General features: G+C 42.3%; 24 protein-coding genes. 6 read left to right on the top strand and 18 right to left on the bottom strand.

Translation table 11 applies throughout. From position 1 onward, the window contains the following. Positions 1-10: 10 nt before the first annotated feature. Positions 11-1,783, top strand: a complete 1,773-nt coding sequence (locus GO816_RS17145) for a RagB/SusD family nutrient uptake outer membrane protein (protein WP_198171556.1) — start codon at positions 11-13, stop codon at positions 1,781-1,783. Between the two features lie 183 nt (positions 1,784-1,966). Here GO816_RS17145 and GO816_RS17140 read toward each other — a convergent pair whose 3' ends face one another. From GO816_RS17140 to GO816_RS17110, 7 genes are all read right to left on the bottom strand, one after another. Further along, positions 1,967-3,217 carry a sulfate adenylyltransferase subunit 1 gene (locus GO816_RS17140; RefSeq protein ID WP_198171555.1) on the bottom strand — a complete coding sequence of 417 codons (1,251 nt, stop codon included), beginning with the start codon at positions 3,215-3,217 and terminating at the stop codon, positions 1,967-1,969. Between the two features lie 70 nt (positions 3,218-3,287). Beyond that, complete coding sequence (cysD, locus tag GO816_RS17135) at positions 3,288-4,193, bottom strand: sulfate adenylyltransferase subunit CysD (RefSeq protein WP_198171554.1); 906 nt, start codon at positions 4,191-4,193, stop codon at positions 3,288-3,290. 15 nt (positions 4,194-4,208) lie between these two features. Next, positions 4,209-4,916 (bottom strand): phosphoadenylyl-sulfate reductase, encoded by a 708-nt coding sequence (locus tag GO816_RS17130; protein WP_157543171.1) that lies wholly within the window; start codon positions 4,914-4,916, stop codon positions 4,209-4,211. Beyond that, on the bottom strand, positions 4,917-6,395 hold the full coding sequence (locus GO816_RS17125) for a TSUP family transporter (protein WP_317163663.1): 1,479 nt from the start codon (positions 6,393-6,395) through the stop codon (positions 4,917-4,919). It lies immediately after the preceding gene. A 13-nt stretch (positions 6,396-6,408) separates the two neighbouring features. After that, positions 6,409-7,203 carry a uroporphyrinogen-III C-methyltransferase gene (cobA, locus tag GO816_RS17120; RefSeq protein ID WP_157543169.1) on the bottom strand — a complete coding sequence of 265 codons (795 nt, stop codon included), beginning with the start codon at positions 7,201-7,203 and terminating at the stop codon, positions 6,409-6,411. Then, positions 7,200-9,290 (bottom strand): nitrite/sulfite reductase, encoded by a 2,091-nt coding sequence (locus GO816_RS17115; RefSeq protein ID WP_157543168.1) that lies wholly within the window; start codon positions 9,288-9,290, stop codon positions 7,200-7,202. The genes cobA and GO816_RS17115 overlap by 4 nt, the downstream gene beginning before the upstream one ends. A gap of 389 nt (positions 9,291-9,679) precedes the next feature. Further along, positions 9,680-11,080 carry a hypothetical protein gene (locus GO816_RS17110; RefSeq protein WP_157543167.1) on the bottom strand — a complete coding sequence of 467 codons (1,401 nt, stop codon included), beginning with the start codon at positions 11,078-11,080 and terminating at the stop codon, positions 9,680-9,682. A 76-nt stretch (positions 11,081-11,156) separates the two neighbouring features. Between GO816_RS17110 and GO816_RS17105 the strand changes: the two genes are divergently transcribed. The 3 genes from GO816_RS17105 to GO816_RS17095 all read left to right on the top strand — a co-directional run bounded on the left by GO816_RS17105 (position 11,157) and on the right by GO816_RS17095 (position 12,603). Further along, positions 11,157-11,732 carry a thymidine kinase gene (locus tag GO816_RS17105; protein WP_157543166.1) on the top strand — a complete coding sequence of 192 codons (576 nt, stop codon included), beginning with the start codon at positions 11,157-11,159 and terminating at the stop codon, positions 11,730-11,732. 67 nt (positions 11,733-11,799) lie between these two features. After that, positions 11,800-12,090 carry a putative quinol monooxygenase gene (locus GO816_RS17100; RefSeq protein ID WP_157543165.1) on the top strand — a complete coding sequence of 97 codons (291 nt, stop codon included), beginning with the start codon at positions 11,800-11,802 and terminating at the stop codon, positions 12,088-12,090. Between the two features lie 144 nt (positions 12,091-12,234). After that, complete coding sequence (locus tag GO816_RS17095) at positions 12,235-12,603, top strand: response regulator (RefSeq protein WP_157543164.1); 369 nt, start codon at positions 12,235-12,237, stop codon at positions 12,601-12,603. Positions 12,604-12,711: 108 nt separating this feature from the next. Here the strand turns inward: GO816_RS17095 and eno are convergent, their stop codons facing one another. The 8 genes from eno to rpsF form a co-directional block, all read right to left on the bottom strand. Then, positions 12,712-14,007 (bottom strand): phosphopyruvate hydratase, encoded by a 1,296-nt coding sequence (gene eno / locus GO816_RS17090; protein WP_157543163.1) that lies wholly within the window; start codon positions 14,005-14,007, stop codon positions 12,712-12,714. A gap of 165 nt (positions 14,008-14,172) precedes the next feature. After that, the gene (locus tag GO816_RS17085) at positions 14,173-14,862 is read right to left on the bottom strand and encodes a DUF2490 domain-containing protein (protein WP_157543162.1); all 690 of its coding nucleotides are present in this window, start codon (positions 14,860-14,862) and stop codon (positions 14,173-14,175) included. 73 nt (positions 14,863-14,935) lie between these two features. Then, on the bottom strand, positions 14,936-16,030 hold the full coding sequence (locus GO816_RS17080; RefSeq protein ID WP_157543161.1) for an ABC transporter permease: 1,095 nt from the start codon (positions 16,028-16,030) through the stop codon (positions 14,936-14,938). A gap of 76 nt (positions 16,031-16,106) precedes the next feature. Beyond that, a complete protein-coding gene (locus GO816_RS17075) occupies positions 16,107-16,868 on the bottom strand; it encodes an ABC transporter ATP-binding protein (RefSeq protein ID WP_157543160.1) in 762 nt (253 codons plus the stop codon). Between the two features lie 150 nt (positions 16,869-17,018). Beyond that, a complete protein-coding gene (gene mtgA / locus GO816_RS17070) occupies positions 17,019-17,714 on the bottom strand; it encodes a monofunctional biosynthetic peptidoglycan transglycosylase (protein WP_157543159.1) in 696 nt (231 codons plus the stop codon). A gap of 149 nt (positions 17,715-17,863) precedes the next feature. Continuing rightward, positions 17,864-18,307 carry a 50S ribosomal protein L9 gene (gene rplI / locus GO816_RS17065; RefSeq protein ID WP_157543158.1) on the bottom strand — a complete coding sequence of 148 codons (444 nt, stop codon included), beginning with the start codon at positions 18,305-18,307 and terminating at the stop codon, positions 17,864-17,866. A gap of 18 nt (positions 18,308-18,325) precedes the next feature. Then, on the bottom strand, positions 18,326-18,589 hold the full coding sequence (gene rpsR / locus GO816_RS17060) for a 30S ribosomal protein S18 (protein ID WP_107831271.1): 264 nt from the start codon (positions 18,587-18,589) through the stop codon (positions 18,326-18,328). Positions 18,590-18,591: 2 nt separating this feature from the next. Next, the gene (gene rpsF / locus GO816_RS17055) at positions 18,592-18,954 is read right to left on the bottom strand and encodes a 30S ribosomal protein S6 (RefSeq protein WP_157543157.1); all 363 of its coding nucleotides are present in this window, start codon (positions 18,952-18,954) and stop codon (positions 18,592-18,594) included. Positions 18,955-19,147: 193 nt separating this feature from the next. Here rpsF and GO816_RS17050 point away from each other — a divergent pair, with 193 nt between their 5' ends. Further along, complete coding sequence (locus tag GO816_RS17050; protein ID WP_157543156.1) at positions 19,148-19,771, top strand: hypothetical protein; 624 nt, start codon at positions 19,148-19,150, stop codon at positions 19,769-19,771. A gap of 56 nt (positions 19,772-19,827) precedes the next feature. On the opposite strand, the gene GO816_RS17045 is transcribed toward GO816_RS17050, so the two are convergent. Further along, positions 19,828-20,913, bottom strand: coding sequence for a hypothetical protein (locus GO816_RS17045; RefSeq protein WP_157543155.1), 1,086 nt, complete (start codon positions 20,911-20,913; stop codon positions 19,828-19,830). 171 nt (positions 20,914-21,084) lie between these two features. Between GO816_RS17045 and GO816_RS17040 the strand changes: the two genes are divergently transcribed. Further along, on the top strand, positions 21,085-23,007 hold the full coding sequence (locus GO816_RS17040) for a DNA polymerase III subunit gamma/tau (protein ID WP_317163662.1): 1,923 nt from the start codon (positions 21,085-21,087) through the stop codon (positions 23,005-23,007). 99 nt (positions 23,008-23,106) lie between these two features. Here GO816_RS17040 and GO816_RS17035 read toward each other — a convergent pair whose 3' ends face one another. Together GO816_RS17035 and GO816_RS17030 are read right to left on the bottom strand one after the other, a co-directional pair. Continuing rightward, a complete protein-coding gene (locus GO816_RS17035; protein ID WP_198171553.1) occupies positions 23,107-23,601 on the bottom strand; it encodes a hypothetical protein in 495 nt (164 codons plus the stop codon). A gap of 80 nt (positions 23,602-23,681) precedes the next feature. Continuing rightward, positions 23,682-24,377, bottom strand: a complete 696-nt coding sequence (locus tag GO816_RS17030; protein ID WP_157543153.1) for a hypothetical protein — start codon at positions 24,375-24,377, stop codon at positions 23,682-23,684. Positions 24,378-24,379: the final 2 nt, after the last annotated feature.

Here is a 24,379-nt window from a genome sequence, read left to right as displayed (position 1 = left end):
AATAATTACCATGAAAAACAAGATATATAAGGTAGCCGGTTATTGCATGCTAACAGCAGCAATGCTTTCGTGTAATAACAGGCTCGAAGAATACAACCCATCCGGTGCTACTGCCGAGGCAGCATGGACTACTCCACAAGGTTTTCTTACAAATGTAAACGGCGCCTACCAGGAGCAGCGTGCCTATTATGGTAAAGAGGACGGCGCGCTATTGGCCGAAAGCGGAACAGATTTATGGTTTACAGCAAACAAATCTACTTACGCAGGGCAAATTACCCGATACACTTCTTTAAACGGTTCAAACCCTGGTAATCCAACAACTTCAATATTCAGGTTATTTTACAGAGCTATAAATATATGCAATGCGGGAATTAACCGTATTGATAATGCTGGCTTTCCTAATGTTGACGAAAAGAACCGCCGCTTGGCTGAACTGCGTTTTTTACGTGCGTTTTATTACTGGCATATAGTTGAGCAATTTGGTGGCATAGTGTTACGCACAACCGAAACTACCGACTTACAGCTTACAGCAAGCCGCAGTTCCGTTAGCGCATTTTATGATCTTATTTTAAGCGATCTGAAATTTGCTGCTGACAATTTACCTATTGACTGGGGGCAGGAGTATAGTCGTGCATCAAAAAAATCTGCTTTGGGCATGTTGGCTAGGGCTTACCTGTCGAGAGCTTACTATGCTCCCGCAGGCAGTGCCGAGCGTACCGAGTACCTTACAATGGCACGTAACACCGCTAACGATGTAATAACACGTGCCTCGGAACTCAATACCGCGCTGGCAACGTCACCAGCCGATTTATGGAATCCAGCGAATAATAAAACTGATGTAGTACGCAAAGAAGCGTTATACATTATCAGTAATTCAACTACCGTTAACCTTAACTATGATGGAAACGGAAATCGTTTGCATGGCTGGTATCTAACTACTTACAGCGGCAGGCCGGGGCTTATACGCAGTATTCAGTACGGCTTTGATAATGAAAAACGTTTGCAGCCCACCCTGCATCTTTTGGATTTATTTAATGAGCAAATGGACGGACGCTATGCCGCATCGTTTCAAGAAACCTGGAATGCAAATACATCCTACACCTGGACAACCGCATCAGCTGCTTCATTTGGTAAAAGCACTACCATAGCAGGAACTCAATTGGTGCCAAATACAAGCCTGGCCTTACAAATTACAAAACAGGTAGTGCCCGACAAGGCTACCAAGCCTTGGGTGATTTATGATAGGAATGATTTGTATAATACCAGCGATGGTACAATAAAATCGCTTACCGATTTCGTGCCAATGAAAAAGTTCCTGGATTACACACGCACGTCACCCGATACCCGTGCCGGCTTTAATGACATTATGGTTATACGTTTAGCTGAGATGTATTTGATATCGGCCGAGGCGGAGGTTGGTTTAAATAATTTTGCTGCAGCTGCCGATAAACTGAATGTATTGCGTGTGCGTGCAGCTATTAAAACTCCTGTAAATTATTCAGAGGCAATGAAGTTAACAGCTGCGCAGGTTGGCGATGCAACTACCGGAAGGCTAAACCTCATTCTTGATGAACGTGCCAGGGAACTTTGCGGAGAACACCTGAGATGGTACGATTTGAAACGCATATTAAACGAAGATAATTTTGCCAGCTATATCAAAAATCGAAACAGAGATATAACTACGGTTGAAAATTATCACCGTTTACGTCCGGTACCATTGACAGAGCTAAACGCCTTGCAAAACGGAGCTGAATTCGGGCAAAATCCTGGTTACTCAAACTAGCGTTAGAGAAATCAAAGTCAAAAAAATGCAGGCGAACAATTCGCCTGCATTTTTTTTGCGAGAAAAATAAGTTAGTACCATAAATTTATCAAAGAATAGATTACGCTTAACAAAAAAAAGCAGATCAACCCGACCTGCTTTTCCTACTACTGTTAAACATTTTATAAAGAACAACGGATTGACTTACTCAACCGCAGCGCGGAGCATAAGAGCGCCTACGGTAACATTGGTGCGGCTATCAATAATGATGGCCCCGCCGTTTGCTTTATTGTTTTGATAAACGTCAAAAGCCAGCGGATCGGCCGTTTTGATAATGATACGGCCTATATCGTTCAATTTAAATTCTTCCTCGTACACCTTATCTAAGGTATTAATATTGAACTTGTACAATACCTCCTGTATACGGCAGCGGGTAACCTTACTGTTATGCTGAATAAGGTAAGTAAGCGACGTATCCAGCACACGGGTGTCCATCCAGCATAGGTCGGCTTCAATTAATTGAGATACCTCCGGTTTGGCTAAACTGTTCACTAAAACATCTCCACGGCTAATGTCTATCTCGTCTTGTAAATGTATGGTAACTGATTGCCCTGCAAAGGCTTCGTTAAACTCCTTGTCCAGTAATTCAATTTTGGTAATGGTAGAGCTAAAGCCCGATGGCAATACGGTAACCTGGTCGTTCACTTTGAATGCACCGCTCGATATACGGCCGGCATAGCCACGGTAATCGTGCAGTTCTTCGGTTTGGGGTCTAACCACCCACTGTACGGGGAAACGGGCATGCGCCGCGCTGTCATCCACTGGTATTTCGGCAGTTTCGAGGTGCTCCAACAAGTTTTTACCATCATACCAGGTCATGTTGGCCGATTGGTTAACAATGTTATCGCCCTTTAGAGCACTCACCGGAATGTAGGTTACATTTTGCAGGTTAAGCTTAGCGGCAAGCACTTTATACTGATCAACAATTTGGTTAAAGGTAGCCTCATCATAGTCAACCATATCCATTTTGTTTATGCAAACCACTACTTGTGGCAATGCCAGTAATGATACCAGGAAAGAGTGGCGGTTGGTTTGCTCCACCACACCCTTACGCGCATCAATCAAAATAATTGCCAGGTTAGCGTTAGATGCGCCGGTAACCATATTACGGGTATACTGAATATGACCAGGGGCATCAGCTATGATAAACTTACGTTTTTCCGTTTGAAAGTATTTGTAAGCCACATCAATCGTAATGCCCTGTTCGCGCTCGGCTTTAAGGCCATCGGTTAAAATGGCAAGGTCAATGCTGCCGTCGTCGTTTTTACGGTTTGAACGGTGCAGGGCTTCCAACTGGTCGGCCAAAATAGCATCGGTATCATATAACAGGCGACCAATGAGGGTACTCTTACCATCATCAACACTACCTGCGGTTATAAATTTTAATATCTCCATTACTCTAAATGAGTTGTATTTATTCTTTTGTTTTTTCTCCCTCCCCTTCAGGGGAGGGCCGGGGTGGGGTTTAAAAATATCCACCCTTCTTGCGGTCTTCCATAGCCGCTTCCGACACCTTGTCGTCCATCCGGGCACCACGTTCGCTTATTTTGGAAGCGCTGATTTCGTCAATGATGTCGTCAATCAGGTAAGCATCCGATTCAACAGCGGCAGTACAAGTCATATCGCCCACGGTACGGAAACGCACGTTGCGGCGGGTAATCACGTCTTCCTCATCCATATTCAGGAACTCGGCGGCAGCCATTAGCTGGCCGTTGCGGGTAATGCAATCGCGCTCATGGGCAAAATAGATGCTCGGCAGGGCTATGTTTTCGCGGCGGATATAGTTCCACACGTCAAGTTCGGTCCAGTTACTTATAGGGAACACGCGCACGTTCTCACCTTTATGTATTTTGCCATTGTAGATGTTCCAAAGCTCCGGGCGCTGACGTTTTGGGTCCCACTGGCCAAATTCATCACGTACCGAAAATATTCGTTCTTTGGCACGGGCTTTTTCCTCATCGCGGCGGGCACCACCTATACAGGCATCAAACTGGTGCTGGGCAATGGTATCTAACAGGGTAACGGTTTGCAAGGCGTTACGACTGGCGTTTTTGCCTTTTTGCTCAATAGCCTTACCCTGATCAATAGAATCCTGAACATGACCGATGATGAGCTTTTCACCTAAGCGGGCAACCATCTCATCGCGGTATTGAATAGTTTCAGGGAAGTTGTGGCCGGTATCAATATGTACCAGCGGAAACGGAAATTTACCCGGCCGAAAAGCCTTTTCGGCCAAACGCACCAGGGTAATTGAATCTTTACCACCCGAAAACAACAGGGCAGGTTTTTCGAACTGACCGGCTACCTCGCGCAAAATATGTATGGCTTCTGCTTCCAGTTCGTCCAGGTAATCCAGGTTATGCTTACTCATGTTTATTCACGAAAATTATTTACTCACTGCATGCAATCCGCATTCTTTTTTCGATTGATCTTCCCACCACCAGCGGCCAGCCCTAAAATCCTCGCCAGGTTGTACGGCGCGGGTGCAGGGGGCACAGCCAATGCTTGGGAAGCCACGGTCGTGCAGTGTATTATACGGTATGTTATTATTTTTAATATAGGTTTTTACCTCATCCAAAGTCCAATCGAAAATAGGGTGGAACTTGGTTAGTTGGTTGCCTTCGTCCCATTCTACATTGTGCATGTCGAGGCGGTTGGCCGATTGTTCGGCACGTATGCCGGTTATCCAGCATTGGTTGCCAGCAAGCGCACGTCTCAACGGCTCAATCTTACGTATTCCACAACATTCCTTACGGTTTTCAACCGATTCATAGAAGCTACTCGGGCCTTTGGTATTCACCATTTGCTCGAGTGCCTCATGCTGCGGGTAATAAGCATGAATGGGTTTTTCGTACATTTCCATCGTACGATTCCATACGTAATACGTTTCGGGAAACAGGCGGCCGGTCTCAAGTGTAAAGACTTTAATGGGCAGGTTATTGGCAAATATCATGTGACTAATTACCTGATCTTCCCAACCAAAACTGGTTGAAAACACCACCTGACCCGGAAAGACATCAGCCAGCCAGGCCAGCGCCTCAACTGGCGACAAACCCAATGTATGTTCTTTTATATGTTGAACGATGCTGTTCATTTACAAAACTTTTGAAGCGAAGCCATAAATACTTCTAAGGCTTACCAATATAACAATAATGCCCACGGCCACCATAATTACCTTTACCGATATCCGGTTTGATATTCGGGCTGCGATTGGCGCTGCCAAAGCACTGCCAATTATTAAACCGGCAATAGCACTCCATGGAGCACTGTTAAGCATAATTAAGAAGGTGAGCGAGCCTATCATGGCAATAAAAAACCTTGTAAGCTTAACGGTGCCTAATGAAAAACGCGGATGACGGCCACCGGCAATCAACGATGAAAGCACGATAGATCCCCAGCCGCCACCACCAACAGCGTCAATAAAACCGCCGCCTAAACCCAGTAACGATATACGTTTGATTTTTTTATCGCCTGCTTTACGTTTACCGGCCTTGAATGCTTTGGATAGAATTACCGAACCTAATATTAGTGTGTATACTGATACCAGAGGCTTGGTATACATACTGTAATGCTCTAACGACGACACTAAATAAGCACCGGTTAAAGCTCCTAATATGCCAGGAATGATGAGCAATTTGAATAATTTCCAGTTTACGTTACCCATGCGGTAATGCATCCAACCGGCAATGCCGTTACTCATAATCTCTGATAAGTGCACCGCCATACTTGCCGATGCAGGCGTAATACCCATAGACAATGAGAATGCTGTTGATGTAACCCCGTACGACATACCAATGGCACCATCAACCATGGCAAATACAAAGCCTGCTGCCAGGAAGTAGTAAAATATATGGTCGATGCCGGCTACATAAGATTGAAATGCAGGCTCGTTAAACCAAAGGGCAGTAACCGCAATACCCAGCGATACCACGATGGTAAGCCAAATGAGCCATTTGAAATTTTTCTTTTTAACAGGCTTAGGTTCAACCAGCGAGGCTGTAGCTTTATTGAGCGCTATTACTTTGCTGGCAAAATCGCCACTCAGCGTGTTACGCAGGGCACTCATTTGCTGTAGCGTTGTATCCAGCTCAGCAGGTAGGGCCTCGTTCAAAACTTCTTTTAAACGCTTAGCTACCGTGGGCGATTTGCCGTTGGTAGAGATAGCCACTTTTAAATCACCTTTTTTAACAATAGAACCTAGGTAGAAGTCGCATAGCTCAGGCTTATCGGCTACGTTTACGAGTAGTTTACGGTCGTGTGCAGCCCGGCGGATACGCTCGTTCAGAATGTTATCTGCAGTAGCGGCAACTACCACCTGCGCTTCATTCAAATCATCAGCCTCAAAGCTTTTTTGGTTGATGGTTACCTGTTGATATTTTGATACAAAATCAATTACTTCGGGCAATACGGTTTGAGCCACAATGGTCACCTTTGCCAACGGACTGTTATTAAGCAAAGCCGTAAGTTTTTCTAAACCTACATTGCCTGCGCCAATAAGCACCGTGTGCAAATGGTTAAGCTTTAAAAAAACAGGAAAAAGCTGGTTGCCTTGTCCGGTTTCTTGCGCTTCCAAAGGGGCTATATCGTTATTCCTGGGCAACGAGCTCATAAAATTCACGGATAGGAGAAAACTTTGGATGTAACGATACTACATTACCAAACACCATCATAGCCGGGGCTTTAACTTTGTTTTCCTGAGCCAGTTCAACAATGGTATCAACAACGCCAATTACCACTTTCTCGTTCTTGGTTGAACCGCTTTGTATAAGCGCTACCGGTAAACGGTGCTTTCCTTCTGCCTTAAAAATCTCGGCAATTTCGGCCAGCTTATGTAAACCCATCAATATTACTACAGTAGCTTTACTACGGGCTGCATCATATAAATCGTTTGAAATTTCCTGACTGGCGGTTGTTGCGGTAACCACCCAAAAGCTCTCGCTTAAGCCGCGGTGGGTTACCGGTATTTGCTGTAAGCCGGGTACGCCAATTGAACTTGATATACCGGGAATAACAACGGTAGGAATACTGTAAGAAGCGGCGAAGTCCAACTCTTCATAACCACGGCCAAATACGAAAGGGTCGCCGCCTTTTAAGCGTACTACATGGCCGTAATTAATGGCATAATCGATCATTAGTTTATTTACGGCATCCTGTGAGTAGCTGTGGTCGCCTGAGCGTTTGCCTACGTAAACCTTATGCGCTGTTTCAGGAGCAAAGCTTAGCAACTCTTCGTTTGCCAAAGCATCGTACAACACCACGTCCGCAGTTTGTAGGGCCTTCATACCTTTAATAGTAATCAAATCGGCGTCACCGGGACCGGCACCTACCAAGGTGATTTTCGGTTCTTTTACAGCTGTTTTATTTTGAGTGGTTATGATCATGATAATTTTAGCGCCTCTCTGTTCGCTTTCATCTCGTTTAAAAATTCTTCGGCGCTTTGTTGGTAAGCTGAAGCAAATGCTTCTGAAGGTTCATTTTGATTAATTTGCAACACCAGATCGTTAAATGACACGGGCAGTATTACCAAACCGGTATCAACAAAGTGTGCATCAAACTCTTTTATTACAGTTGCCTGGGTGCTGCAGTTAACACCTTTATCTAGCAAAAGGGCCTTAGCCGAACTTAATAAAGTGTTGTAGCTATGGTAAATGGCATCGGCCCACCGGCTCTCCGCAAAAGCCTCTTTGCCCCAGCCCAATTTTTCTTCGGCCTCAAACAATAGTGTTGCAACCAGGTCAACCATTACGCCGGCACACTCGCCCACACCAATGGCAGTGGCAAAGGTTTCTTCGTGGCCCCAGTCTACAAATTCTTCTTCGGTAAGGGTATTCAAATCGGCCAGTGGTTTAAGTAACTGGTAGAAGTAATCCTTGCCTTTGGCATCGTAATAATTATGGAAAGTCTCTTCGCTAACTGCATTGGCCTTGTAATCATTCAAAACCGAACGCAATACGTGTGTGGCCCGTTTAGCAGGAACCTTAATTACTTTATCGGCTGCACGGCCAATACCATCACCAACTGTACCGCCGCCCAATAGCACCTGTACCGATGGTAGCACGCGTTTATCAGCTTTTAGTGAGCTTCCGTGGAAACCAATGTGTGCCAAACCATGTTGACCGCATGAGTTCATACAGCCGCTAATTTTTATCTTAATGTCGCGGTTATAAATCAGGTCTTCGTATTCGTTGTAAATAACGTCTTCCAATACTTTTGAAAGCGTCATGCTGTTTGATATGCCTAAGTTACACGTGTCAGTACCGGGGCAAGTAGTTACATCAGCCACGCTGTCAAAACCTGGTTCGGCCAGTTGCAACGCATTTAAGGCGTTGAACAATGCCGGTAACGATTCTTTACGTGCGTACTTTAATAATAAGCCCTGGTTTTGGGTAACTCTTATTTCATCAGCTACCAGGCCGCGTATGCCGTCAACAAGTTTACGGGCTTCAGGTGTATGAATATCCCCAACGGGTACTTTCACAAATACGCCGTAAAAGCCGGTTTGCTTTTGCTCAAATACGTTTGTAGCTAGCCATTGCTCGTATTTTAAAGTGTTTTCAATGGTTACTTCTATGGTGTTAACTGCTTCCGGTGCCTCCGGTTGAGGTACAGCATCGAGGTTTACCTTAAAGGTTTTTACTTTATTGGCGATTTTTTCAAGTTCGGCTAAGCGTACAATTTCATCAATACCAATTTTACCAACCAGGAATTTTAAACGCGCCTTGTTACGGTTATTGCGTTCGCCATAACGGTCAAACACGCGAATGACTGATTCAGTATAAGGAATCAATTCATCCTCGGGCAAAAATTCTTTTACTAAATGTGCTAATGAAGGTTGCGCACCTAAACCGCCTCCTAGCATTACCTTAAAGCCACGCTCTTCGCCTTGAAGTTTAGGAATAAAACCTAAATCGTGTATATAACTAAAACCGGTATCGGCCTCGCTTGATGAAAATGAGATTTTGAACTTACGACCCATTTCCTGACAGATAGGGTTACGTAAGAAGTATTCAAACACGGCATGCGCATAAGGCGATACGTCGAACGGCTCTTGCGGGTCAATACCTGAGGTAGGAGAGGCGGTTACATTACGTACGGTGTTACCGCAGGCTTCGCGCAGGGTAATGTCATCCTGTTCCAGTTTTGCCCAAAGCTCGGGCGTACGGTCTAAACTAACGTAGTGTATTTGTATGTCCTGGCGGGTGGTTAAGTGCAGATTGCCGCTGCCATACTCGTCGGCAATATCGGCAATGCGCAGCAGTTGCTTAAAAGTAACCTTGCCAAACGGTAGCTTAATGCGCACCATTTGTACGCCGGGTTGACGCTGACCATATACGCCACGCGCCAGGCGCAGACTCCTGAACTTTTCGTCATGAATTTTGCCTTCACGAAAAGCCCTGATCTTTTTCTCAAGGTCAATAATATCCTTTTCAACTACCGGGTTCTCCAGTTCAGTCCTGAAACTTTGCATGTTTAACAGTATTCAAAAAAGCCTCTTTCAGTTATTACCGGAAGAGGCTTTGTATAGATTAATCACTTAAAAAAACGGTTCTATAAAAGCCTTCTTACGTTGCTGTGTTACAGCAGCAAATGCAAATACAGCAAGTGGTAAAAATGTTGGTGGCTTTCATTATAACTTCAAATATATATAAAGTATATAGAAGTAGTAGGGTTTTTGTTTAAAATTTTTGTAAATGACATTGCGATCAGAATTTGCTTTACCATAGTGTTTCGGTCTAATTGCAACTCTGAATATTTAAATCATATAGCAGTTATAAGACCGCCCGCATTAGGATGGAGATATAATTATAACTATGCAGTAAGCAAAAAAGCCGCCTGATTGTAATCAGGCGGCTTTTATTATTGTGGAAATCTTCTGCGTAATACCGCGTAGAATTTATCTACCGTTGATGGTTTTTCCGTCCAGTGATTTTTGGTCACGTAATTCATCTTTAGGAATTTATCAGCTTCTTCAAAATTTTTGCAACGGTTTAGTATTTCAATGGCTTCATTGTATGCCATTCCGTAGCCGTTGAATAATTCTTTTACAAACAGCATACGATCATTAAGATTAATGGCCGATTTTACGTCGGTTACAGCGGATTGCTGCTGTGCCGGCTGCGGCTGAGTGGAAGCGTTACTTACCGACTCGCCACGAAGCTGTGCTGCAAGGCGCTCATGTAGTGATAGCGGTTGTGCTTCCGGTTCTCTGTGGTTTGCAGCAGGTGTTTGAGTATGGAACGTTTTCGGTTCCTCAGTATGCTGTTGGGTATTGTCCTGCAACACTGATGCTTTTTCTTCTGCAATAGGTACAGTCACCTCACGCTCGGCAAAGGTATTGGCTGTTTCCTCTTCAAACTTTGAAGTTTGGTGACTGGAGGCTTCAGGCTGTTCAGCGTGATTAAATTCTTCCGGAGATTGATAATTTGAATCAACATTAGTCGACGCCGATTCAACCGGCTGCGAACTTAAAGGCTGACCGTATTTTTCTAGTATCGATTCATAAGTTTCAGGTATACGTTGTTCTTCTCTGGCTTTCTCTGCATGCGTTTCATCATCGACCGCAGTGAGGTCAACATGAGGTGGTGCCGTTGTTTCTTCAGTTGAGTAACTGCTCTGCAATTCAAATGCGTGCGGTTCTTCGCTTACCTGTGGTTGATTACGCACAAAGCTAAATTCGTTATGCTCATAAGCCGGTTCAATAGCTATATTATGTTCATCGTTATGTTCGGTTGAGGCAGGTAATATAATTGGTTGCTCAACTGAGGCATTATCTGCATATTCCTCGGGCTGCTTGTCACTCACTGCTTTGTCATCGTTCATAAAATAAAACGGTTCGCTTTCCACCTCATGAGTTGTGGATTCATTGGCATTATGCTCATGATGTAAGGTTTCAATTTCAACCTCATCTTGATGCGGTTGATCATCTGCATTATCATCCTGGTAGGTTACGGCATCTTCAAAAAGCGGAGGTAAAATATTCGTTTCGGTAACGGACGAAGCAGCTTCTTGAGGCATATTGTTGTCAAAATTAAGCTGCGCTGGCTCCTGATGTTCTGGCAGGGCAGGGATAACATTAAGATACTGGGCGTTGATTTTTCTTAATATCTCGTTATGGTCTGTCAGGAACTTGGCATTAGCCGCAAAAAGTTCAAGTTCAAGATCATTTATATGAGCTTCCTGGGCTTGTAAGTATTCATATTGCTCGTTCAGCTCTTTAAGGATATTGCCTATCTTTTTTAATATTTCCTGTTGTTTCATGTACGGATGTGTTGAAAATGTAGCTAATCAAAAGTAAGATATAATTCTGATATTAGCCCGCTGTAAAAGATTTGGAATGTTGTTTAGTGAAGATGTTTTTAGAAGGAAAAGTGAGCATGGCGGGAGTATTGAAGTGGTATGCGGATCAATGTTTTCGGGTAAAACCGAGGAGTTGATACGCCGGCTACGTCGTGCCCAGATTGCCCGTTTACATGTAGAAATATTTAAGCCAAACACTGATACCCGTTATGCCGAAGCAGAGGTGGTATCGCATAATCAAACCAGTATTCCTTGCTCGCCTGTCGAAAACTCCTCATCCATCTTATTACTAGGCAGCAATGTACAGGTAGTAGGCATTGATGAAGCTCAGTTTTTTGATGAAGAATTGCCCAACGTTTGTAATACTTTAGCAAATCGTGGTGTTAGGGTTATTGTAGCCGGTCTTGATATGGACTATAAAGGCAAACCGTTTGGCCCTATGCCTGCAATTATGGCCATGGCCGAATCTGTTACCAAGGTTCATGCGGTTTGTGTTAAATGCGGTAACCCGGCGCTATATTCTTACCGGCTTGTGCCCGATGATAACCGCGTTTTATTGGGCGAGAAGGAAAGCTATGAGCCCAGGTGCCGGTCATGCTATCAACTGCCATAGCGTACCGTTGAGTAAAGCGAACATTTTATAGTTAAGGTTGGTTATACATATATAATAACCACCAATTATGAGTACCAAAGTTATAGCTATGCTGCATTGTACCGCCGATGCAGAAGAGCCTTTTGAAATGGAGCTTAAACGCCTTGTTGAAGCTTCGCTGCTTGATGAAGGTTGCATTAAATATGAGCTTTTTCAATACGAGCATGAAGACTGCCATTATGTAATTATTGAGGAATGGCAAGATGATAATGCTTTGAAGAAGCACCAGGATTCACCCCACTACAAACATTTTTTGCGCATATCGCCGGTGTTGCTCAAAAATCCGGCGGAGGTTAAGATACTTAAACGGCTTGTTTAAAAAGTGTTGCTTTTTGCTTAAAATAAATGCTTTGCCGGCAAACAAAAAACGTAATTAATAATTATAAATGCGTAGAGGAACAAACGGTAGCTTATTGGCCCAAATGTGCCTCTGCGCTTTATTATCATAATTCCGTTACATACCATGGCTAAGAAAGTACTACTTATTGAAGACGATAAAGACATCCGCGATACCATTGTTTATGCTTTAAAAGAGCATGATTATGAAGTTGTAGATTCAGAAGACGCCAAAATTTTAAAAAACGTAGCTGAAATTAAACCTGATCTTATTTTACTTGATAACTGGTTAACCGACTGGAAAAGCGATGCCAATGGTCAGCAATTAAGTAAAGAACTTAAAAGCCATCCTGTTACCAGCCATATACCAATAGTTATTGTATCGGCGGTAAGTAATATCAAAGAAGTGGCTGAAGCCGGTATGGCCGATGGTTACCTAAAAAAGCCGTTTGAGCTAAGCGACTTATTTGCTATTGTTGAAAAGCATATATCGTAAAATAAATACAAGCTATACGCTGCAAAACAAAAAAGCCACTTATTTAAGTGGCTTTTTTGTTTAAGCAAACGGTTAAATAAATTAACCGTTTAACTCAATTATGAGTGATTACTTTTTTGCGTATTTGAAGTTCTTACCAATGAATTTTGCGTTAGCGCCTAATTCTTCTTCAATACGTAGTAACTGATTGTATTTTGCAATCCGGTCTGAACGAGATGCCGAACCGGTTTTGATTTGACCACAGTTTAAGGCAACGGCTAAATCTGCAATAGTAGCATCCTCGGTTTCGCCCGAACGGTGACTCATTACCGAAGTATAACCGTTAGTTTGTGCTAATGATACTGCATTGATAGTTTCGGTTAATGAACCAATTTGGTTTACTTTAACCAGTATTGAGTTACCAATATGCTGATCAATACCTTGTTGTAAACGGGTTACATTGGTTACAAATAAATCGTCACCTACTAATTGTACCTTATCGCCAATTTTCTCGGTTAAAATTTTCCAGCCATCCCAATCGTCTTCGGCCATACCGTCTTCAATTGAAATAATTGGGTATTTCGCAGCTAAATCGGCTAAGTATTGGGCTTGCTCTTCGCTGCTACGTATAGCACCTTTTTCGCCTTCAAACTTGGTGTAGTCGTATTTACCATCTACATAAAATTCAGAAGCAGCACAATCGAACGCTAAGCAAATTTCCTCACCTGGTTTGTAACCGGCTTTTTCAATAGCTTGTAAAATGGTTTCAACACCATCTTCGGTACCGCTAAAGGTTGGAGCAAAGCCACCTTCGTCACCTACAGCAGTAGATAGGCCACGATCATGAAGGATTTTTTTAAGGTTGTGGAATACTTCAGTACCCCAACGTAAAGCCTCAGAGAATGATGGTGCGCCAACCGGCATAATCATAAACTCCTGGAATGCGATAGGAGCATCAGAGTGTGAACCGCCGTTAACAATATTCATCATTGGTATTGGCAAGGTGTTAGCGTTTACACCACCAATGTAGCGGTATAATGGCTGGCGGCTTTCTTGTGCAGCTGCCTTAGCTACTGCTAATGATACACCTAAGATGGCGTTGGCACCTAATTTACCTTTATTATGAGTACCGTCAAGATCAATCATAATCTTGTCAATACTGTTTTGCTCAAATACATCTAAACCTACCAGTTCTTTGGCAATTATATCATTTACATTAGCAACGGCTTGCAAAACGCCTTTACCCATGTATTTGCTTTTATCGTTATCGCGTAATTCAACGGCTTCGTGGGCACCGGTTGAAGCTCCAGACGGAACAGCCGCGCGGCCTAAAGCACCGTTTTCGGTTAATACTTCTACTTCAACTGTAGGGTTACCACGCGAGTCGAGTATCTGGCGGGCATGTACATCAATTATTAAGCTCATATTGCTATCAAGTTTTTTGGTAAGTGTATGGTTATACAATTAATTGCGCGCTAAGATAAGCGCAAAAACATGACAATCAAAAAGTAAATGTGAATACTTAGTGTTGGCTTTACAATATCTTAATATGAAGCTTAAAGCGCTATTGAAATTTGATACAAGGAAGTCTTATTTGGATGCTTTACGTTGAATGTTGTAAATGGCATTCAGGTGTAAATAATATTTACGGTTACTGTTGGCCGAGCTATTAAACTGATGCAAAATGCCTGCGGTAATTCCAAAGGGCTTGGTTATCTGGTAGCCAAGTAAACCGGCAAAACGGCTCCGCTCAAAATGAGGTTCTTTGTTGTTGAAAAAAAGTTCGGCGTAAACAATGCCGTACAATGCCCCCGGCTCAACTTTGGGTTTGTTAATGGGGGTAATGGCGCTAAACCTATACCTGAACCGGTTACGATAGCCGGTATTAAACCAACGCTGTTCAATACGGTAACGATGCTCAAATCTTATACGGCTTAAATATTGGTTTGATGTGAATTGCTGCCAAAACCTAAATTCCTCCAATTGTGGCCCGTCGTCAATATCTTCAAAATCGTAGGTTACATAACGGCCAATACCAAGCAAGGCGGTATTGTTTTTATCAAAGTTGTAGCTAACCCCGCCTTTAACCTCATAATAATAAAAAGTATTGGTAACGCCATAGTTACGGTTTTGCGCCTCCATGTAGCCGCCCCAGCGGTGCTCAGTGCTACCGGGTAAATTCACGGTTATTACATTCCAGCCACCTAAGCCGTTATATTGTGCTACTGCCGATTTGCAGATTGCTGTGATAAAAAGAATAATTACAAGCTTGCGAAACATATAACGCCTTTGTTAAGAATAGATTAACAAAGGCGCAAATATATACTAATATGAATTTATTGTTAAGAAAATATTATTCCCATTTAAAGGTTTTTATAGCTACTGCATAAATGCCAATTCCCCATAGTAGTAGTATTAGTAATTGATGTGTAACATCGCCCAAGGCGGCTCCTTCAAAAGCTATTTTACGCATGGCATTATTTAAATGTGTAAGTGGCAGTGCGTTACTAACAGGCTGCAACCATGACGGAAAAGCTGCAGTTGAGAAAAACGTACCCGAAAGTAAAAATTGCGGTAAGGTAATAATGTTAGATAGCGGTGGAATGCTGGTTTCATTTTTAGCAATACCTGATATGATGAAGCCAAAACCCATAAATATAATTAAACCTGCAAAGGAGAGCAGCAACATGTTCAACACGGTTACTATGCCATTTACTAAGGTGAAGCCAAAAGCAAAATGGCCAACGCTTATTATAACAATTGCTCCTAAGAGGGCAAAGCTTACCCGTGCCAGCATTTCGCCCGTTATAATGCTGTACCGTTTCACGGGTGTAGCAAAGAAGCGCTTAATAACCAATGTTTGGCGCAGGCTTAAAAATACGAATGCAGTACCAAATACACCTATATTAAGTAACGAAAACCCTAACTGACCCGGCAAAATAAAGTCAATGTACTTATACTCGCGGCCTTTAATAGTTGTTTCGGTCATGGTGGCAACCTTTGGCGCATTGTTAGGCGTAGCTTGGGTATTAAATTGGTATAGTAAACTTTTGAGCATTGAGCGCAGCATATTTCCTTTTTCCTGAGATGCAGCTGTGTACTTTACATCAATAGTAAATGCAGGTAAGCCATTGCGCTTTTGTATATCGATAATGGCATCAAGGCTACCTTTATCAAGGTTTTTATTCATCTCGGCCTGGCTTTGCTTGGTTGTAATGCGAACCACCTTGTAGTTTTTAAGTACTTGGTATATTGGATTAAGCGTGTCTGAGCTTTTGGCGAGCCCTACATCAACCGATACCGCTCCGCCACCAATATTGGCAAAAATGACAATGAATATCAATGGAAACAGTAGGCTGAACACCACTGCCGAAGGGCTGCGGAATATTGAACGTAAACTGGCTTTAGCAATGGCAAGAGTTGCGCGGGTATTATTGTAAGAGGTCATTGGTTTAAGGTTGATAGAATTAAAGAATGTTAAGTTGATGGAGTGATTGCATTGGTGCTACTTGCTTACAAGGGTGCTACTCCCGCCATTCTTTCCCCGTAAGGTTAATAAATACATCCTCAAGATTAGCCTGCTTTACCTGTTTTTTGCGTTCAAACCCGGCTGCTACCAGTTCATCAATAAAACTATCCGGACTGTTGATGCCCACTATGCGACCGCCATCCACAAAGGCAACACGGTCGCACAGTTCTTCGGCTTCATCCATATAATGAGTGGTAATAACCACGGTGGTTCCCGCACTTCGTATCTCGCGTATCAGTTCCCAAAGGTTGCGGCGTGCCTGCGGGTCCAGTCCGGTGGTGGGCTCATCTAAAAAGATGATGCGAGGATTGTTGATTAAGGTTGTGGCGATTGAAAAGCGCTGTTTCTGTCCGCCTGATAAGGTTTTATATTGAGCTTTGGCTTTATCAGTTAATGCAACCTTAGCGAGCATATCCAGAGGGTTAATGCGTACACCATACAACCCCGAGAATAAATTGAGCAGCTCTATAAGGTTTAGACCCGGGTAATAACCGGCAGCCTGTAACTGAACACCTATACGCTGTTTAATTTGGTTGGCCTGTGTATCTATCGAAAAGCCATCAACCGTAACCTCACCCGAGGTTTTGATGCGGAGGGTTTCAATAATTTCGAGGGTAGTGGTTTTGCCTGCACCGTTTGGACCAAGCAAGCCAAAAATTTCGCCCTCGTATACCTCAAAGCTAATGCCTTTTACTGCGGTAAAATCGGCATATTGCTTTACCAGATTGTTAACAGTGATAATAGGTTGTTTTGCCATGATGTAAAAGTACTATCACATCATGTTTTTATAAAGAACTTTTCGGCGAACGGTTGCTTTTTAACGGTGAACAGTGGGAGAAGGGATGTAAGAAAACAAAAAGGAAATACTACATTTAGCATCTCCTTTTTTATAACTATCAAAAGTGATTTAAAAATCTAACGGACCCAAACGTTTCATATTTTGCATAATTAAATACCGCCTGTGCCTTATGAATTTAGTTGGATTAGTTGCTGAACGTTTTAACGGGCTTGGAAATATGGCCGCAATAGCCGCTGCTTCGCGGCGGGAGAGGTTGGCTGCCGGCTTGTGAAAATAAGCTTGTGCTGCCGCCTCGGCACCATAAATGCCATTGCCCATTTCTATTACATTAAGATATACCTCCATAATACGCTGCTTACTCCAGAATATTTCAATCAGTAAGGTAAAGTAAGCCTCAAACCCTTTACGCACCCACGAGCGACCGGGCCACAAGAAAACATTTTTGGCGGTTTGCTGCGAGATGGTACTGCCACCAATTACTTTTTTACTTTTAGCATTTTTCTTAATGGCACGTTCAATGGCTTTAAAATCAAAACCGTTATGCTCTAAAAACGCCTGATCTTCACCAGCCACCGCAGCTTTCTTCATGTTAATTGATATCTCATCAAAATCTTTCCATGTTTTATCAATTTTCCAGGTTTTGCCGTCGGCCTTGCGCTCAAAGCCACGGGTAATCATAAGCCAGGTAACAGGAGGATTAACCACTTTATAAAGCAATACCCAAAGTATAGTAATGCCAAAAAAGGCTATCAAAAATATTTTAACAAAATACCAGATGAGTTTTTTTATTCCAGTGAGTACCATGGTGTTCTTTCCCAAACATCTCTTAAGAGAAAGGTTTAAGTGATTTTTAATTTTTTGCTAAAATAACAAAGCCCTCTCCATGCGGAAAGGGCTTTTATTAATATTTTCTTTCAAGTTCGAAATTGGAATTCCGAAGTGTGAAATCAAAATTACTCAGCTACAACTTCAAAAGGAACCTGTACTTTAACCTCTTTGTGAAGGTTTAGTGTTGCGGTATATTCACCAACAAATTTAGGATCCTCATTGAAAGTGATGCGACGACGGTCAACATCAAAGCCTTGGTTTTTCAAAGCATCAGCTACCTGAATAGTGTTAACAGCACCAAATATTTTACCGCTTTCGCCGGCTTTAGCACCAATTGTTAATTTAACACCTTCTAAACGGGCAGCAACTTCATCAGCATCCTTACGGATTTTGTCTTGTTTAAACTGAGCTTGTTTCAAGTTTTCAGCTAAAACTTTGCGTGCCGATTCGGTAGCCAGGATACCATAACCTTGAGGAATTAAAAAGTTACGACCGTAACCGGCTTTAACTTTAACTACTTCGTCTTTCTCGCCGAGGTTTTTAACGTCTTGTTTTAAAATAATGTCCATTTTGTTAATCCTCCTTTATTATTTTAACGAGTCGGTTACGTAAGGTAATAAACCAATGTGACGGGCACGTTTAACAGCCTGAGCCACTTTACGCTGGAATTTTAATGAAGTACCGGTTAAACGACGTGGTAATACTTTACCTTGGTCATTAACAAACTTTAATAAAAAGTTAGCGTCTTTGTAATCAATGTACTTGATACCGTTCTTTTTAAAACGGCAGTATTTTTTGCGGTTATCGTCCACTTTAGGAGCGGTAACGTATTGAATTTGATCGTTTGCCATAATTAAGCTGCAGCCTCCTCTGTTTTAGGTTTTTTGTTGAAAGCGCCGCTACGTTTTTTCTCGTTGTAAGCAATGGCGTTTTTGTCTAAAGCAATGGTCAGGAAACGCATAACACGCTCATCGCGTTTAAATTCAATCTCCAGTTTATTGATTAATTCACCCGGAGCGCGGAATTCGGTGAGGTGGTAGTACCCGGTTGATTTTTTTTGAATCGGGTACGCTAATTTTCTCAAACCCCAATTGTCCTCTTGAACAATTTCGGCTCCGTTATCGGTAAGGATCTTGCTAAATTTGGCAATTGCCTCTTTAGCAGCCTCGTCTGATAACAACGGGGTTAGAATGATTACGGTTTCGTACTGTTGCATTTTAATACGTTTTGTTAATTAATTCCCGTGCAAAACGGGGACGCAAATGTAAGAATAAATCATTTGATATGCAAGGCTTTTAAATGTAATTCATTGACTGAATGCATAGAGCGTGGGTGGATTGCTCACTCTACAACACAAACTAATATGATATACTTATATTAGTAGGCTTAATATTTCTAAAGCTTATCACATGAAAACTTTTTCACTTGCCGCCTTATTATTTCTTTTCGCTGCTTTTAACGTTAATGCACAAACCAAAACCCCTGGCCCGGTTGAGCAAAAATTGCTTGATAGTTTGTGTATTGGTTTGGCAAAAATAGACTTAACCAAAATAAGCACCAAACAAGAGGCAAATGATGCATTTATGGAATGTTTTACAAGCTATGCCTTTTTGCTGATGGATGTAGCCAAAGAGCGCGGTGTTGAGTTTGGGGATGATGCCGCAATGCATCAAATAGGAACTGATATTGGTGCAAGTTTACTTAAAAATAAGTGTACAGCTTTTATGAAACTGGCTACACTTATGGCCGGTTCAGATAGTAAATTAAATAGCGGCAGCGGCGTAACGCAAGGCAAATTAAAACGCATAGATAATAAAGGCTTTAACTATTTTGTAATTACAGATGCTGCAGGCAAAGAACAGTCTTTTATTTGGCTAAGGCAATTTGCCGGTTATGAGAAATTTACAGGTTCACCAGTTACTTACGCCGGAAAAAAATTAAAGATAAGATGGCAGGAAATGGAAGTGTACCTTCCCGGTGCTAAAGGGTATTACAAGGTTAAGGAAATTAGCCAAATAGAGATTTTGAAGTAGAAATAGGTGCGTATCTAATATAGCTTGTAAAATGTAAAAGCAAGCTTAAAAGAGCATCACTTATCTTGACTTAGTTTTAAAAGATGCAGATAACCATTTAACCAAATTTCAGGGCTTTTGGTAGAAGTTTCGATTTCCGACGTTAAGGCGTTATTTCTTTTCTTTAAAAAGTTACGTTGGGTAGCAAATTTTTGTGGACTAAAATTACCGTAATTATCTATAAAATTCTCAATCGTATTGCCGCTGGTATAATGCTGTATTTGTATATTTTGCTTTAGCTCGGCAAGTTGCTTTTGCAATATTTTGTTGTAGCGTTTCAACATGGCATCGGCAATATTGGTAGCCTCGGTTTCATTGTCATCCAGGTACTTAATCTGTAACTTCAATAGCGTAAAAAAGTCTTTTTCCTGGTATGCTTTGGTAACTTCTTTTACAATCTCGGTATTTTGGTTCTGCTTGTCTTCATCACGTTCCAAATCGGGATGGAACTTTTTTATTAACCGCATGTATACGCTTCGGGCATCACTATGCAGCAGTTTATTATCTGCTTCTTTTCTTGCGGCGGTTTTATTGTCTTCACTCCAATCCTGCACTAGTTCGCTTTCAATAACAGCAGTTGCTTGGGTTTGCCCGGCTTTTGTGAAGTGATGCCTGTTTTCGGTAAAGTAGTTTTCCTCACCTTTTTCAACCATCTCTTTGAAGTTGATATTAAAGCCATAAACCTGGCTAAATTTTGCCGATGTAAACTGCTCTTCGTAATGTCTGACAACATCGTCTGCATTGATATTGCCATATTTAAACAGCAGAGCCGCAAGTTGCGTATCCTGGTAGCCAAACCTTTTAAGTAAAAACCTTGATGTCTCAGCCATATAAACATCCAGCAACTCCTTGTTGTGTTTGCCTACAACTGATTTATTAGCAGCGGCATCAATAGCAATTAACAGTTTACGTAGCAGCGCATAATACCGCTTTGTTAGTGGCTCCAGCTCAGCAGTCACTTTGGCTTGCACAGTTTGTAAGCTGCTTTGCAAGTTGTTATTGTATTGCTGCTGTTCTTGTAACTGGCTTAACAGTTTTTCATATTTTACTTCTGCTGTTGATCGGTTATGTTTTGCATTATTTCTGCGGATTATGGGTTTCATAATATGCGCAATTTGGGTAAAATGTGCTTAAACCACAAACGGTTAAAGTTTAAAGCTCACTAGTAACACAAGTAGTTTCGCTGCTTTAGCCTGCCGGTTTTTGGCCAATCACTGTTCAGCATTCCCTTCTCCCTATTTTCCCTTTCGGCAAATTTGCCTAACTTAGTGGCTGTGGATAATTTTATTGTTTCGGCCCGTAAATACCGTCCTGTTACTTTTGAAAGCGTTGTAGGTCAGCAACATGTGACCAACACTCTAAAAAACGCAATCAAGAATAATCAGCTGGCGCAGGCATTTTTGTTCTGCGGGCCGCGTGGGGTGGGTAAAACAACTTGTGCACGAATTTTAGCTAAAACCATTAACTGCACCAACTTGCAGCCTAATGGTGAGGCTTGCGGCGAATGTGATTCGTGCCGTGCATTTCAAAACGGTAATTCTTTTAACGTACATGAGCTTGATGCGGCATCAAACAACTCGGTTGATGATATACGCAGCCTGATAGAACAGGTACGCATACCGCCCCAAGCCGGTCGTTATAAAGTGTATATTATTGATGAGGTTCACATGCTATCACAGGCAGCGTTCAATGCCTTCCTGAAAACGCTGGAAGAACCGCCTAATTATGCCATATTTATATTAGCCACAACCGAAAAGCATAAAATACTCCCAACTATACTTTCGCGTTGTCAAATATTTGATTTTAACCGCATTAGGGTAGAGGATATGGCCAACCACCTGGCCTCCATAGCTCAAAAAGAAAGCATAGGTTTCGAAAATGACGGTTTACACATTATTGCCCAAAAGGCCGATGGCGGCTTGCGCGATGCGTTGTCAATGTTTGATCAGATTGTAAGCTTTTCGGGCGGCCAGGTTACCTATCGTTCGGTAATTGAAAACCTTAATATTCTTGATTACGATTATTACTTTAACTTAACCGATAGCCTGCTTAAAGAAGATACCACCAATACGCTATTGCTGTTCGATGAAATTCTTACAAATGGTTTTGATGGCAGTCACTTCATTACTGGTTTAAGCGGCCACCTGCGTAACCTGTTGGTAGCTAAAGATGGTTCCACTTTAAAGTTGCTTGAAGTAAGCGAAGGCATTAGGCAAAAATATTTACAGCAATCACAGCAGGCCAGCACATCGTTCCTGCTATCGGCCATGAATATTGCCAACCAATGTGATTTAAACTATCGTTTAAGTAAGAATCAGCGTTTGCAGGTTGAGCTTGCCTTACTTAAAATATGTCATCTGCAAGCAGCTTTTACTGCAGCCAGTATGCCAGCCGTTAACGGTCAGGACTTAAAAAAAAACTCTGAACCAAACGTAAACGCGCCGCAAATTGCACCAAAACCACCGATAACCGAGCCTGTTGCAACAAATACGGCTCCGGTACAACCGGTGTCAGCATCAGCGCAGTTGCAGGAGCCTAAGCAAACTTATCAGGCTACGCCATCTTTAAGTGCTACTCCTTCAATAACGGCTACACCTTCACTGTCAGGTGCTGTTGGTAGTAACCAGCCAAAATCAGCTCCGGTGCATCAAACCGAGTCGTTGCCATCTGCTTCGCCTCAACCTGAGGCTGAAAAGGCAGCTGCACCAATTCGTCCCTTAGCTTCATCATTATTAAGCACACCCTCTTTAAGTCCATCTTTAAAGGGAGGTGTTGCGGGTGGCGCCGTAATTGAAGAAGAGGAAGATCCATATGTATACGGTACTGATAAGGAAAACTTTAATATTGACGACTTTTTGAAGTGCTGGAATGATTATGTAGCAAAGGTTAAGGCCGAAGGTAAATCAACCCTTGTGGCCATACTTACTACAAGTGCGCCCGTTATGACGCAGCCTTATGTTTTTGAGTTGATTATAAGTAACCGTACACAAGAGGCCGTATTTAGGGATGAGAAGCCCGGGTTGATGAATCACTTACGTACAACACTGCGCAATTTTGATATTGAGGTAAACACCAAAGTGGATGAACTGGTTGTAGTGAGAAAGCCTTACACCGCTATAGAGAAATTTCAGCATATGGCCGCCAAAAACCCGCAGCTTCTTGCGCTAAGAAAAACCTTTGGTCTTGACTTTGATTAATAAAGCCTTTAAATGGAAAAGAGGTATAAGGTAAATTGATTATGCTTTACTGCAACCTCGATTTACTTTATACCTCTATCAGGATCTTTTTAGAAACTTCTATTTTAAAAAGTCATCATCTTCGTCCTCACCACTAATATCGCTGTCGGTTTTTTCGGCACCTTCAGCAAGGTCGGCATCATTTTTCGGGTAACCTTCTTCATCAAGGTCTTCGCGGTCGTCTTCCGGTGTACGGGCCAGAGTTTCATCAACCGGATCCAGTTCTACAATCCTTCCGCTGTCAATATGCATACCTAAGCCTTCGGCATCGGTTTCTAATGAACGGTTTTTATCATACTCACCCTGTGTGTCATAAGGGTTGGCTTCGTCATAGCTCGAATCAAAATCGCTGCCACCCGGGGCTGCTGTATCAAATAATTGAGGCGGATCATAATCCGGGTCATCACTTTCAACAGCAATTTCGTAGCTGTCGGTATCCGGGTCGTATTTCAAATCATGGGCTGAAGTTTCTTCACCCAATTCGTCTTTCATTTTTTTGTCTCTGTCCAGGTTTTCATCATTAAAACCAGGATAGAAGGTATCGTCGTTTTTCATACAGGTTTAACTTTGTTGTAATGAATTAACATCAATAATCCATCCAAAGTTTTAAACCGTAAAACTTAAGTTTGCCTGTATTACTGGCGTATAGGCTTACGATAGGAAGTAAAGCCACCAATAGCAAAGCGCATTCCTACCACAAACTGCGAATAAACATCCTTGCGTATACCTGCTTTAATGCCGTCTAACTGGTCGCCCAAAACGTAATTTAGTTGATAGCCTAAATCAACCTTTATAAACGGCTCATCGTAGCTGTTAAAAACTTTAAACTCATATCCGGCTTTTAAGGGTATGAAAAATTCACTGCTTGAATTACGGCCTGATGATGTATAATCGGGAATATAAAGTGAAGACCGGTTAATTTCAGACATATTGTTATAAATAACACCCACGCCACCGCTAACATATATGTTGCGCAGTGCATTCATTATAACAGTGTTATCATAACGCAGCAATTCGCCAGCCTGAACTTGGGCCCTGAAACTAACTGCGGTATAATTATTTTTAAACTCGCGCCCCGATAGCGTTCTCACCGAATCTCCGCCGGCTAAGCGGCCAAACTGAACTTCGGCAATATAATTCAAAAAGGGGGTATGATTATATGCAAAAACCAAATGTGCTGCGGGCGTACCTTTAACCGTTTCAGCATCTGTATAAGCATAATTCAAGGCTGCTGCAAATCCTAAATCATATTGCCCGTACATATAGCCCAGCTGCGCTTTAGCTAACAGGGTAGCAAAGCATATACATAGCGTAAGTAGTATTTTTTTCAAAA

The organism is Mucilaginibacter aquatilis (assembly GCF_009755275.1).
Classification (GTDB): domain Bacteria; phylum Bacteroidota; class Bacteroidia; order Sphingobacteriales; family Sphingobacteriaceae; genus Mucilaginibacter; species Mucilaginibacter aquatilis.
This window is presented reverse-complemented; position numbering and strand designations above follow the sequence as displayed.

Excerpts from the sequence above, each read along its gene's own strand:
- GO816_RS17145 (WP_198171556.1), top strand. The coding sequence starts at position 11 with ATGAAAAACAAGATATATAAGGTAGCCGGTTATTGCATGCTAACAGCA.
- GO816_RS17140 (WP_198171555.1), bottom strand. The coding sequence starts at position 3,217 with ATGGAGATATTAAAATTTATAACCGCAGGTAGTGTTGATGATGGTAAG.
- cysD (WP_198171554.1), bottom strand. The coding sequence starts at position 4,193 with ATGAGTAAGCATAACCTGGATTACCTGGACGAACTGGAAGCAGAAGCC.
- GO816_RS17130 (WP_157543171.1), bottom strand. The coding sequence starts at position 4,916 with ATGAACAGCATCGTTCAACATATAAAAGAACATACATTGGGTTTGTCG.
- cobA (WP_157543169.1), bottom strand. The coding sequence starts at position 7,203 with ATGATCATAACCACTCAAAATAAAACAGCTGTAAAAGAACCGAAAATC.
- GO816_RS17115 (WP_157543168.1), bottom strand. The coding sequence starts at position 9,290 with ATGCAAAGTTTCAGGACTGAACTGGAGAACCCGGTAGTTGAAAAGGAT.
- GO816_RS17110 (WP_157543167.1), bottom strand. The coding sequence starts at position 11,080 with ATGAAACAACAGGAAATATTAAAAAAGATAGGCAATATCCTTAAAGAG.
- GO816_RS17105 (WP_157543166.1), top strand. The coding sequence starts at position 11,157 with ATGTTGTTTAGTGAAGATGTTTTTAGAAGGAAAAGTGAGCATGGCGGG.
- GO816_RS17100 (WP_157543165.1), top strand. The coding sequence starts at position 11,800 with ATGAGTACCAAAGTTATAGCTATGCTGCATTGTACCGCCGATGCAGAA.
- GO816_RS17095 (WP_157543164.1), top strand. The coding sequence starts at position 12,235 with ATGGCTAAGAAAGTACTACTTATTGAAGACGATAAAGACATCCGCGAT.
- eno (WP_157543163.1), bottom strand. The coding sequence starts at position 14,007 with ATGAGCTTAATAATTGATGTACATGCCCGCCAGATACTCGACTCGCGT.
- GO816_RS17085 (WP_157543162.1), bottom strand. The coding sequence starts at position 14,862 with ATGTTTCGCAAGCTTGTAATTATTCTTTTTATCACAGCAATCTGCAAA.
- GO816_RS17080 (WP_157543161.1), bottom strand. The coding sequence starts at position 16,030 with ATGACCTCTTACAATAATACCCGCGCAACTCTTGCCATTGCTAAAGCC.
- GO816_RS17075 (WP_157543160.1), bottom strand. The coding sequence starts at position 16,868 with ATGGCAAAACAACCTATTATCACTGTTAACAATCTGGTAAAGCAATAT.
- mtgA (WP_157543159.1), bottom strand. The coding sequence starts at position 17,714 with ATGGTACTCACTGGAATAAAAAAACTCATCTGGTATTTTGTTAAAATA.
- rplI (WP_157543158.1), bottom strand. The coding sequence starts at position 18,307 with ATGGACATTATTTTAAAACAAGACGTTAAAAACCTCGGCGAGAAAGAC.
- rpsR (WP_107831271.1), bottom strand. The coding sequence starts at position 18,589 with ATGGCAAACGATCAAATTCAATACGTTACCGCTCCTAAAGTGGACGAT.
- rpsF (WP_157543157.1), bottom strand. The coding sequence starts at position 18,954 with ATGCAACAGTACGAAACCGTAATCATTCTAACCCCGTTGTTATCAGAC.
- GO816_RS17050 (WP_157543156.1), top strand. The coding sequence starts at position 19,148 with ATGAAAACTTTTTCACTTGCCGCCTTATTATTTCTTTTCGCTGCTTTT.
- GO816_RS17045 (WP_157543155.1), bottom strand. The coding sequence starts at position 20,913 with ATGAAACCCATAATCCGCAGAAATAATGCAAAACATAACCGATCAACA.
- GO816_RS17035 (WP_198171553.1), bottom strand. The coding sequence starts at position 23,601 with ATGAAAAACGACGATACCTTCTATCCTGGTTTTAATGATGAAAACCTG.